Annotated in this window: 10 protein-coding genes; 2 read left to right on the forward strand and 8 right to left on the reverse strand. The window is 30.0% G+C overall.

Annotation, left to right across the window (positions count from 1 at the left end; genetic code table 11):
* Position 1: 1 nt before the first annotated feature.
* From Q0733_RS11985 to Q0733_RS12020, 8 genes are all read right to left on the reverse strand, one after another.
* Positions 2-889, reverse strand: a complete 888-nt coding sequence (locus Q0733_RS11985) for a sterol desaturase family protein (RefSeq protein WP_298782487.1) — start codon at positions 887-889, stop codon at positions 2-4.
* A gap of 13 nt (positions 890-902) precedes the next feature.
* On the reverse strand, positions 903-1721 hold the full coding sequence (locus Q0733_RS11990) for a purine-nucleoside phosphorylase (RefSeq protein WP_298782488.1): 819 nt from the start codon (positions 1719-1721) through the stop codon (positions 903-905).
* A gap of 5 nt (positions 1722-1726) precedes the next feature.
* Entirely contained in the window at positions 1727-2329 is a 603-nt protein-coding gene (locus Q0733_RS11995; RefSeq protein WP_298782489.1) for a TIGR04282 family arsenosugar biosynthesis glycosyltransferase, read from the reverse strand.
* Positions 2322-2810 (reverse strand): rhodanese-like domain-containing protein, encoded by a 489-nt coding sequence (locus tag Q0733_RS12000; protein WP_298782490.1) that lies wholly within the window; start codon positions 2808-2810, stop codon positions 2322-2324. The genes Q0733_RS11995 and Q0733_RS12000 overlap by 8 nt, the downstream gene beginning before the upstream one ends.
* Before the next feature lie 93 nt (positions 2811-2903).
* Positions 2904-3872: an arsenosugar biosynthesis arsenite methyltransferase ArsM gene (gene arsM, locus Q0733_RS12005; RefSeq protein ID WP_298782491.1), complete on the reverse strand. Its 969-nt coding sequence runs from the start codon at positions 3870-3872 to the stop codon at positions 2904-2906.
* Positions 3873-3894: 22 nt separating this feature from the next.
* Positions 3895-4950, reverse strand: coding sequence for an arsenosugar biosynthesis radical SAM (seleno)protein ArsS (gene arsS / locus Q0733_RS12010; RefSeq protein WP_298782492.1), 1056 nt, complete (start codon positions 4948-4950; stop codon positions 3895-3897).
* An 82-nt stretch (positions 4951-5032) separates the two neighbouring features.
* Positions 5033-5368 (reverse strand): arsenosugar biosynthesis-associated peroxidase-like protein, encoded by a 336-nt coding sequence (locus tag Q0733_RS12015; protein WP_298782493.1) that lies wholly within the window; start codon positions 5366-5368, stop codon positions 5033-5035.
* 39 nt (positions 5369-5407) lie between these two features.
* A complete protein-coding gene (locus Q0733_RS12020) occupies positions 5408-6118 on the reverse strand; it encodes a DUF547 domain-containing protein (protein ID WP_298782494.1) in 711 nt (236 codons plus the stop codon).
* 376 nt (positions 6119-6494) lie between these two features.
* On the opposite strand from Q0733_RS12020, the gene fabD reads away from it, so the two are divergent.
* Both fabD and Q0733_RS12030 read left to right on the forward strand, forming a co-directional pair.
* Entirely contained in the window at positions 6495-7379 is an 885-nt protein-coding gene (fabD, locus tag Q0733_RS12025) for an ACP S-malonyltransferase (protein ID WP_298782495.1), read from the forward strand.
* Between the two features lie 232 nt (positions 7380-7611).
* Positions 7612-11637 carry an Ig-like domain-containing protein gene (locus Q0733_RS12030; protein WP_298782496.1) on the forward strand — a complete coding sequence of 1342 codons (4026 nt, stop codon included), beginning with the start codon at positions 7612-7614 and terminating at the stop codon, positions 11635-11637.
* The last annotated feature ends 197 nt before the right edge of the window (positions 11638-11834 follow it).

Here is an 11834-nt window from a genome sequence, read left to right on the forward strand (position 1 = left end):
ACTAATCTTTTTTACCTAAAGGATATAACTCTTGCTCAATAAAACTTTTTGGAAAATGTTCATCGCCATTAAAACCTAATTCAATATCTTTTCCAGAATATGGAATGTAATTAGTTTTAAAAATATAATCCCAAATACTTAAAGTAATTCCAAAGTTTACACCATTTTTTCTGCCTTCGGGTAACTCTTTTACATGGTGCCAAATATGCATTTTTGGATTGTTAAAAATGTATTTTAAAAAACCATAATCCCAATTAATATTTGCGTGATTTAAGTGTCCAATTGTAATATTAAAAAAATGTACATAGGCAATATCTTGTGCCGTAAAACCTCCAATTATAGCTAACGGAATGTATTTTAACGAATTGTAAACTACAGGTTCCATCCAATGGTAACGTAAGTGCGCCGCAAACCCCATTTGTTTTACAGAGTGATGTACTTTGTGGAAATTCCAAAGAAACTCGAATTGATGTAGCAATCTGTGAGTGCACCATTGTACAAAATCAATCACAATAAAAAAGATAAAAATTCGCAGCCAAAATGGATAAAAATTCAACTCTAATAATTGAAAATCTGTTATTGATAAATTGATAATTCCTAAAACATCATTAAACAATTGTGCTGCTGAATTAGACAAGGCAATTAATACAATTAAGTTTAATAAAAAGAAATTGAAGAACATGTAAAATGTATCTAACCAAAAATCTTTACGAATAATTGATTGATTTTTACGCCAAGGAAAAATAATTTCTAAACCCCAAACCACTAAAGAAATGATAATTAATCCATAAAAATAATTTTCCCAGTTCAAATCCATCAAAATTGATTTTTGGATGTAATTCCAATAATCAGCATAGGAGTTTTTTATAATGTCTAGGTATTTATTCACGTATCAAATTTAATTAAATCACCTTAATTACTTCTTTAAAAAGTGTAATCATTTTAGGTTCTGTTTTACCAGCAATTGCAATAATTTCTGCAATATCAACAGGTTGTAAATTTTTTGGATTACATTCATCTGTTAACACAGAAATAGCAGCACAAGGAAGGTTCATTTGTTTAGCAACAATTACTTCTGGTACAGTGCTCATACCAACTGCATCTGATTCTAAAATTTGTAGCATTCTATATTCTGCTCTGGTCTCTAGTTGAGGGCCAACAACACTTGCATAAACTCCTTCATGCAACTCGATATTGTTTTTTATTGCAATTTCTTTAATTTTTTGATTGATTTCTTTAGAGTAAGGTTCTAACATATCTGCAAAAATATTTCCAAAATTGTTTGCTCCTTTAAAAGCTAAAGGAGATCCACCTTGTAAATTAATATGATCTTCAATCAACATTAAATCACCTTTTTTGTAGTTTAAGTTTATGGCTCCAGCGGCATTTGAAATTAATAATTTTTTAATTCCTAAACCATGCATAGTTCTAATTCCGTAAGTAACTTCCCAAAGATTGTAGCCTTCATATAAATGAAAACGACCTGCCATAACAACTACTTTTTTACCAGATAATTCGCCATAAATTAATTTACCAGAATGAAACTCTACAGTAGCAACAGGAAAATTAGGAATGTCTTTATAAGCAACTTCTTTTTTAATAGAAATTTCATCAACTAGTTTTCCTAAACCAGTTCCTAAAACAATTCCAATTTCAGGATTTGTAATTCCTTTTGAAGATAAAAAATCAATTGTTTGTTTTAATTGTTGTTGCTTAGTCATAACTCTTATTTTAAAAATTGTTGAAAAGCATGGTGATCTTTGATGTCTTCAAAAACATCTACATCATTCAATTCTTTTAACAAATGTACTTTTTTATCTTTTAAATCTAATAAAGTTTTTGCTCTAACAGTAGCGGTTCCCCAATCTTTGTTTTTGAAAATTTTTTCTTCTAAAGATTTCATTCCTAAAAGATAATAACCACCATCTTCTGCAGGTCCTAATACAACATCATTATTCTCTAATTGATGAAAAGCATCGTCAATAATTTCCGATGTTAAATCAAACAAATCACTACCAATAATCATCACTTTATCATAGCTTGCTTTAAAGCCGTTTTCAAAAGCGTTTCTCATTCTAATGCCAAGATCTTCACCAATTTGTTGGTGTTTTTGATATATTTTTGGATCCCATATATCATTTTCTCTAACTTTTACGGAATAATAAACAGCTTTGTCAGATGCTACTTTAGCTGAAATATCTCGAGTTTTTTTTAATAAAAACTTATAAATTTCTAAAGCAGTTTCATCTCCAACAGTTTTAGCTAAACGAGTTTTTGCTTTTCCTAATTCAGGATTTCTGGTAAAAATTAGAAGTAAATTTTTACTCATATACTTTCTTTCCTTTTTTAAGCCATTTACTCCAATCTTTATTAAAAGTGTGAACTTTTTCTGTAGATTTTCCTAAAGTGTCTATAATTTTAAAGTCAGCATTTTTCCATTCAAAAATACCTCCATATAAATTAAAAACATTGGTATATCCTTCTTGTATTAATTTATGAGCAATAATTTCTGATCGAATTCCTAAAGAACAATACACAACAATTTTTGCATTTTTATTTTTAGGAAGTCGTTTTAATGTTTCATCTATCTTAAAGTTGTCAAAACCAACACAAATAGCTTTTTCTAAATGACTAACTTTAAATTCTTTGGTTTCTCTAGCATCTAATAAAATAGCATTTGTTGTAGCTAAAGAATCAACAGAAATATAAGGAACATTGTTTTTGTTGTATTGATTCAATAATTTATCTAGCTTCTTTTGACCAAAAGAAACTGAACTTATTAATAGAAAAAAGAAAAGTGTTTTTTTCATATATTTATTATTTTGTCATTACGAGGAAGAATGACGAAGTAATCTGTTGATTAGTAGTAAATTTCTTCGTAAACTCACAATGACGTTATATCTCTAACAACATCCGCCACCATCATAATGAAAAGTAGAAGGAGAAAAGAAAATATCATCTCTACCTAAGCTTTCTAGAGCTGCAGCTGTTTTATCACAAATTGCTAAGGGTTGATTTTTTAATAAAGTATGTCCTAAACCATCATCAAAATAATCATCTTCGCCATAATAAATAGCAGCTTTTCCTGTAAAAATACAAGGTCCATCTGCTGGCATTGGATCTTTTATTGCTGCAACTTCAATAGATTCTATATAAATTAATTCGTCTGTTGGATAGTTTTTTGGATCTAAAATTCTGTAAGGTTTTCTTGCTCTAATTTCAATAGTTCCAAAACCAGCATCAGTTAATGCTTTTACATAATCTGCAATAGATAAACTTCCGCTTAAACACAGTGCACGTAAACGATCGTCGTTTCGTAATTCATCATTCATTGGTTGTTCGCAAGTAGGATCACTCATTACCAAACGTCCATGAGGTTTTAAAACTCTGTACATTTCTGCTATGGCTTTCTTTAAATCATCAGATTTAAAAATATTGAATAAGCAGTTTTGGGCAGCAACATCAATAGAATTATCTTCTACAGGTAAATTCATTGCATCTCCTTTTCTTAAATCAACAAATTCACTTTTAAACCAATCATTTTGTTCTTCAGCTATTTTGAAATTTTTACGAGAAGCTTCTAACATTTCATCAACTACATCTAATCCAATAACACCTCCTTTAGTTCTGTTAAAGTAGGAAAATTGAAGTAATTCCATTCCTCCACCAACACCAACATACAACATTTTTGGGTTGTTTGTTAAATCTCTAGCATGTACGGTAGAACCACATCCATAATTCATTTCTTGCATGATTCTAGGGATTTTTAACCCTGGCAATTCCCAAATAGGATTTGTAGTACAGCATAATCCAACATCTGGGGTTAGTGCTGCTTCTTTATATACATTGTGTGTAGTATCTAAATAACTCATATTTTGTTTTTTTATTGATAAATTATGCAACAACACCTTGGCAGCTACTTCCTGCGCCAGCAGTACATCCGTAACAATGTTGATTGATAATTATACTTCTATCTTCTAATAATTCTTCGTTATAATCTTTTATGTGTTTTACTTTACTTGCTACTTTTAAATTCAGCATTTGATTAAAATCACAGTCATACAACCAGCCATCCCAACTGATAGAAAGTGTATTTGTACACATTACATTTTCAACAGCTAAAGGATTGTAAGCATCTAATAAAGAATGCATGTAATCTTCATAATTGTCAGATGCTATTAAATAATCTAAAAACCTACTAATAGGTAAATTTGTAATAGCAAAAAGGCTGTGAAAATCGATATTAAAATCAGTTTTTAAAGCTTTTTTGAAATCATTTTCTAGTGCCATTTGATCTCCTGGTAAAAATGCTCCAGAAGGATTGTACACTAAATCTAACTTTAAATTAGAACCTTCAACACCATAACCAACTGCATTTAATTCTTGTAGCGCTTTTATAGATTTATCAAAAACACCATCACCACGTTGTTTATCAGTTTTTCCACGAGTCCAATGTGGCATTGAGGATACTACATGAACATTATGTTTTTTGAAAAATTCTGGTAAATCATAATATTTTTTGTTGGCTCTAATAATTGTTAAATTAGAACGAACAATAAAATCTTTAATTCCGGCTTTTGATGCTTCTTCTACAAACCATCTAAAATTAGGATTCATTTCAGGCGCACCACCGGTTAAATCTAATGTATGTGCTTCAGTTTTTTTGATAACTTCTAAACATTCATTCATTGTTTCCAATGTCATGATTTCTTTTCTATCAGGACCCGCATCTACATGACAATGTTCACAAACTTGGTTACACATATAACCTAAGTTTATTTGAAGAATCTCTAATTTTTTAGGACGTAGAGGAAAATGACCACTTTCTTTAATCTTAGCAGCAAATGTTGGTAACTCTCCATTTGCGAAAATTCCGCTTGAAAGAATTTCCATTTGTCGAGACGTATTTGCAATATCGTTATTTCTTGCTTTTAATGATTTTGTAGCCATAATTTAATTCTCAGTTAACAGTTGTAGTATGAAGTTTAGCAACTTTTTTGCGAGCTGAAACTTTAAACTGTTTACTATAATTTTACATCTCCAATTTATTAACTTTATTCATCATTTGAACACCATGTACCAAAGTTGCACCGCTTTTAATTGCTGCTCCAACATGTATTGCTTCCATCATTTGTTCTTTGGTAATTCCGCGTTGCAAAGTGTCTTTTGTATAAGCATCAATACAATATGGACATTGCTCTGTGTGTGCAACAGCTAACGCAATTAAAGACTTTTCACGAGCAGTTAAAGCGCCTTCTTCAAAGACTTTTCCATAATAGTCAAAAAACTTGTTTCCAAGTTCTTCGCTCCATTCTGTTATTTTGCCAAATTTTCTAAGATCGGCAGCATCATAATATGTTTTAGACATGTCTTAAATTTGTAATTTTGAATTACGAAATTACTAAAATTATTTTCCGTTTAAGTTCCAATTGTAAGTTAAATATTTAATTTTAGCTTTCGATTTAATTTCTACATTAGCGTATTTATTCAAATAATCTATGACAGAACCTTCTGTTGTAAAATCCGCTTTATACCATTCAAATAACTTAGAAATTTGAACTTTTTTTTCTGATATTATATTTCTTTTCGGGTCATTAATAAATTTCTTCATTAAATCTTCAGTTTTACTTTCGTAATTAGCTTCTGTAAAAGCAAAGTTTCCTAATTGTGGGCAAGATCCAGAAGCACAATTTACAGCAACATGAATTTTAGGATCTTTAAAGTTTTTTCTTAAAATATCATGTTCAATTTGATTTAAAGTATATGTTTTTCCTCCAACTTTAGCAAAAGGGATGTTCCAAGCATCTTTACCATCTTTTTTAATTTTTATGATACTTTTTAATGGATAATTTTCTAAAACAATTTTTAGCGTATAAGCATTATATGCATTAGCCCAAAAAGCTTTTGTTTTTGCAGCAGACCAAGATTTTTTTGCAGAAGTAACTTCTAAATAAGAAATAAAAGAATCTAGTTCTACTTTATCATTTTTTAATGATTTATAATCTACAATTCCTTTTTCTGAAACATGCTTTTGTAATAAATTATTAAAAATAGATGTTTGAGCACTAACTTGATTTAAAGTTAAAAGAATTAATAATGTTATAAGTGTTTTTTTCATTTTTAAATTATTTATATTTTCTTAGACGAAGGATTTTTTAATAGTTTACAAAATGATTTCAATAATTTTATTTTTTAATCATAATTAATTTTCAATTTCTAAATTATAAAGAAGCTTAACAGTATTATGGTTTCTAATTTTAAAAAGAAAAGTAACTATTGGGCTTTAAATGTTATAAAACAAAATTGGTAAAAATTGATTAAGTTTTAAATTGCTATTTGTTGTTTAAAATGGTTAGCCCTGATTGTAGCATTTGTTTGAGCTCTTTTTGTTTTTACAAAAAAGCGAGTGCGAAAAGCAGGATTAGCTTCCAATAAATTTAGTTATTTTTGCGCCAATTAAATTTTTTGAATAAATAAACGATTACATACAATTTATGAAAGCATATATTTTTCCAGGTCAAGGAGCACAATTTACAGGAATGGGATTGGATTTATACGAAAAATCGCCATTGGCACAAGAATATTTTGAAAAAGCAAATTCGATTTTAGGGTTTTCTATTACAGATATTATGTTTGAAGGTACAGCTGAGCAATTGAAAGAAACCAAGGTTACTCAACCTGCAATATTTTTACATTCGGTAATTTTGGCAAAAGTTTTAGGTGATGATTTTAAACCAGAAATGGTCGCTGGCCATTCTTTAGGGGAATTATCTGCTTTAGTTGCTAATGGAGTTTTGTCTTTTGAAGATGGATTGAAATTAGTTTCTAAACGTGCTTTGGCAATGCAAAAAGCATGTGAAATTGCACCATCTACAATGGCGGCGGTTTTAGGTTTAGAGGATAATATTGTTGAAGAAACTTGTGCAGAAATTGACGGAGTTGTGGTCGCTGCAAATTATAATTGCCCTGGGCAATTAGTTATCTCGGGAGAAGTTTCTGCTGTAGAAAAAGCGTGTGAAGTTTTAACTGAAAAAGGAGCAAGAAGAGCTTTATTGTTGCCTGTTGGTGGCGCATTTCATTCTCCAATGATGGAGCCTGCAAGAGAAGAATTAGCTGCTGCAATTGAAGCAACTGTATTTAGCAAGCCTACTTGTGCTGTGTATCAAAATGTAACTGCGAGTGCGGTTACAGATCCTGATGAAATAAAGAAAAATTTAATGATTCAATTAACTGCACCAGTAAAATGGACACAATCTATACAAGCAATGATTGCTGATGGAGGAACAGAATTTATTGAAGTAGGGCCAGGTAAAGTGCTACAAGGTCTAATGCGTAAAATTGATAGAAGTGTTACAGTTAGTGGAGCAAATTTTGAATAAATTTACTTTTTTAAAAACATATGAAACACTATGAGAAATCATGGTGTTTTTTTTATGTATTATTTTTAAATAAGAACTAATTGTAGCTGTGATAATGTTGTTTTTGAGAATTAAAAAATAAATATAAATAGACTAAAAAAAGGGGTTTTTTCCTGTTTAAAGTTATTTTAAAAAAACATTACATTTGTAGTAAGTGTCAATAAATCAATTTTTTAATTAGAAATCCCCACTTATGAAAAAAATACTTTTTCTTATTTACTTGTTTACAATTTGTTCTGTAAACGCTCAATTTATAGAATTACCGCTAACAGATAAAATTACATCAGCTTCAGCTATTGTAGAAGGTAAAATAATAGATGTTGATGTTTCTTATGGTAAAGACTCTTTAATTTATACTACCTATTATTTAGAAGTGTATAAAAATTTTAAAGGACTGCCTTCTAATACTGAAAACATAAGAATTGTAAAACTAGGAGGTATTATTGGTGATGATGTACTAGAAGTATCTCCAAGTTTAGACTTATATACTGGAGAAGTAGCTTCTTTTTTTCTGAAAAATAGTGATATCGAATTTTTAGAAGAAGAAAATTCAGATATAGATGGAGATGGTATCCCTAACACTGAAGATTTAGATGATGATGGAGATGGTATAAATACCATTGATGAAGACGTGCAAATAGTAGATCAAGATCCAACAAATGATGATACAGATGGAGATACTATACCCAATTATTTAGATAATGATGATGATGGAGATGGTATTTTAACTCTAAACGAAGATGTTAATAATGATGGCGATTATACAAATGATGATACTGATGAAGATGGAATTCCTAATTATCTAGATGCAGAAGATTCACCAATAACAAATGATGATTTAGGGAATGTTACCCCAGAAGATGCTGAATTAACAATTACAAATATTTTGGGTAATGATATAGATAATAAAACTTTAGACGCAATAAATATTACTTTGTTTTCAATGGACAGCAGTATCACAGGAGGTATAGATACACCTTTAGTAATTCCTAATATTGGTACTTATACTTTAACTACATCAGGAGATGTAGTTTTTACGCCTTTAGATAATTATTCTGGAGATGCAAGTATTAATTATAGCGTAACTGATGAAGAAGGTTTAGCGTCTAATGTTAGTAATATTGAAATTACTGTAACTCCAGTTAATGATGCACCTTTACCAATAGCAGATAGTTATTCAACAATTGAAGATACAATACTAGAAATATCAGTAGATGAAGGATTGTTAGTAAATGATTCAGATATTGAAGGAGATCCTTTAATGATTATTTCAATTAATTATGGTGGAGAAAATATTGAAGCTGGAAATTTGGCGGAATTATCGCAAGGAGCTCTTCAAGTAAATTCTGATGGAAGCTTTAGTTTTGAGCCTGAACAAGATTTTAATGGAAACTTGGAGGTAACTTATTTAATGTCTGATGGAGATTTAATGATCAACTCAACATTAACAATAACTGTAAGCCCAGTTAATGATGCGCCCGTAACTTTAGATGATTTTGTGAGTATTGAAGCAGGAACTTCAATTAATATAGACGTTTTAGCTAATGATTTGGATATTGATAGTGATATATTAACAATAGATTCAATAGAAATGGATCCAGAACAAGGGGTAGTAACTATTAATACGGATCAAACTATAACCTATACCCCACAAGAAAGTTTTATTGAAGGGATAGATGTTTTTACATATAAAGTTTGTGATGGTGACGGATTGTGCGGAACAGCTCAAGTGCAAGTTACAGTATCAACAACTAATGAAGCTCCAATAGCAAATGCAGATGCTTATTCAAGCAATGAAGATGAAGTTTTAAATGTTGATGTAACAAACGGATTATTAGCTAATGATACTGATGCTAATCAAGATGATTTAATGATAACAGGCATCACTGTTGATGCTGTAGATTATGAAGTTGGTTTAGAAGTTGAAATATCAAGAGGAACTATAACCGTTAATGCTGATGGAAGCTTTTCTTTTCTTCCTCAACAAGATTTTAATGGAGAAGTCTTAATCACATATTTAGTTTCAGATGGCGTTTCAGAGGTTTCTTCAGAGGTAAAAATTACAATACTTCCGGTTAACGATGCACCTGTGGCATTGTCAGATGAATATACCTTTATCAGTAATCAAGTAACAACAATTGCAAAAGAAGATGGTGTTCTAAAAAATGATACTGATGTAGAAGGCTCTGTTTTAACAGTTACTGAATACAAAATAGATCAAATTATATATTCGGCAGGTGAAATTTCCGAAACTTCTTTTGGAAGTTTTAAGTTAAATACCGACGGTTCTTTAGAAATTAACTCAACTTTTGTTGATGGAACTACTACAATTAATCCAATAATTTATACTATTTCTGATGGTTTATTAACAACACAAGCCGAAATAAATTTGACAGAAGATGTTGTTGGTGTTGAAGATCAAGATCAAGACGGAGTAGCTGATACTGATGAAGATATTAATTTTGATAACGACTTAACAAATGATGATACAGATGGAGATGGAACTCCGAACTATTTAGATTCTGATGATGATGGAGATGGAGTTAGTACCTTAGAAGAGGATATTGATTCAGATGGAACTCCAACAAACGATGATACAGATGCTGATGGAATTCCTAACTATTTAGACACAGATGATGATGGAGATGGAGTTAGTACCTTAAATGAAGATGTTGATTCAGATGGAAATCCAACAAATGATGATACAGACGGAGATGAAATTCCAAACTATTTAGATACAGATGATGATGGAGATGGAATAGATACAAAAGATGAAGACCTAAATCAAGATGGAGATCCAACAAATGATGATTCTGATGGAGATGGAATTCCTAACTATTTAGATCCTAATCAAAATAAAAGTAATGTAAAAAATGTAATTTTAAAAAATATAGCTTTATATGAGGCTGTAAGTTCAACAATATCAAAATATACTTATGATTGTGATTCTGGAGTTGTAACTAATCCATTTATTACTTTTCAAAATTTAAATGAATTTTATCAAGAATTAGAAAATAGTATTGGAAGTACTTATGAAGAGGTAAGTTCTACCACTCCTTGTGTTTCTGTTTCGAGTAAAACTGTAAATACAATGTCAATTAGTGGTATGTCTCCTTCAATTATAAATGCAGGAACAAAAGAGTTGTTAACTATAAATGGTACAAATTTCGGTACTACTTTAACAAATCAAACTTTATGGTTTAGAAACAATAGTAACCCAAATGAGTATAAAAACATACCAAATTCAGAAATAAAAAGCTGGTCTGATACTAAAATAGAGGTATATGTTCCTTATTATGCTGGTACTGGTAAAATTGCATTATCCACTACAAGCAGTGGTAATAAAATATATTCTTCAAATACTGTTACGGTACCTTATGCGCAATTAAATTCTAGCTATAAACAAACACAGCATATTGATAGTAATTCTAATGGTGGATATACTTTTAGTCTAAATACCGATTTTGCAGCAAACACAGCAGCAAAAGAAGCATTTGAAAGAGCTATGGAAACTTGGTCTTGTAATACAAGTATGAATTGGGAAATAGGTAATACCGTAGTAACAGATACGCAAACTACACGTAATGGTGTAAATACTGTAATGTTTGATTCAACCATGTCGGCTAGTCAATTAGGAGTATGTTATAGTAGGTGGGGTTCATGTTCTTCTACAGGAGATAGAGTTGTTACAGAAATTGATATAATTTTTAACCCAAATGTAAATTGGAATTATACAACTAGTAACGCTTCAGGTTCTCAGTATGATTTTGAAACTGTTGCTTTACATGAACTAGGTCATGGTAGACAAATAAAACATATGATAGATGATACTAAAACCATGCACTTTTCTTTAGCAAAAGGTGATGTTCGAAGAACATTAACCAATGATGAAGTTGATGGAGGTTTAGATATACAAAGTAGAAGTAATAGTATTGTTGTTTGTGGGCAAAATTTAATGACTGATTATAGTTGCGCTACAAACTCTGTATCAGATTTTAATAGTGTATTTAGTGTTTATCCAAACCCTGTTCGTACAACACTTACAGTAGAAAGTTCAAATGATACTGTAAATAATTTAAAGATATTTAATGTAAATGGTAGCTTAATAAGACATTCTAAAACAAATACTATTAGTGTAGACAATTTAGTTATTGGTGTTTACATTTTAAAAATTGAAACACCTAACGGTATTATGACTCAAAAAATTATAAAAGAATAAATACTTAAAACAAGTTATTATAAAGACCGTGAGAAATCACGGTCTTTTTTGTTTTATATTTTTTTAAAAAGTAATAATTGTATCAAAAAAAGTCTGTAATAAAGTCAAAATAGCTAAAGTTTCTAATTAGCTTTTTTAGGATCTGTTTTTTTGTTTAAATTCCAATATATTCTTTCCTAGAATAAATGTAAATTTGC

It is taken from the genome of uncultured Polaribacter sp., from assembly GCF_947500975.1.
Classification (GTDB): domain Bacteria; phylum Bacteroidota; class Bacteroidia; order Flavobacteriales; family Flavobacteriaceae; genus Polaribacter.

Coding starts and splice junctions, on each gene's coding strand:
- Q0733_RS11990 (WP_298782488.1), bottom strand. CDS start 1,721: ATGACTAAGCAACAACAATTAAAACAAACAATTGATTTTTTATCTTCA.
- arsM (WP_298782491.1), bottom strand. CDS start 3,872: ATGAGTTATTTAGATACTACACACAATGTATATAAAGAAGCAGCACTA.
- Q0733_RS12015 (WP_298782493.1), bottom strand. CDS start 5,368: ATGTCTAAAACATATTATGATGCTGCCGATCTTAGAAAATTTGGCAAA.
- Q0733_RS12000 (WP_298782490.1), bottom strand. CDS start 2,810: ATGAAAAAAACACTTTTCTTTTTTCTATTAATAAGTTCAGTTTCTTTT.
- Q0733_RS12030 (WP_298782496.1), top strand. CDS start 7,612: ATGAAAAAAATACTTTTTCTTATTTACTTGTTTACAATTTGTTCTGTA.
- Q0733_RS12020 (WP_298782494.1), bottom strand. CDS start 6,118: ATGAAAAAAACACTTATAACATTATTAATTCTTTTAACTTTAAATCAA.
- Q0733_RS11995 (WP_298782489.1), bottom strand. CDS start 2,329: ATGAGTAAAAATTTACTTCTAATTTTTACCAGAAATCCTGAATTAGGA.
- arsS (WP_298782492.1), bottom strand. CDS start 4,950: ATGGCTACAAAATCATTAAAAGCAAGAAATAACGATATTGCAAATACG.
- fabD (WP_298782495.1), top strand. CDS start 6,495: ATGAAAGCATATATTTTTCCAGGTCAAGGAGCACAATTTACAGGAATG.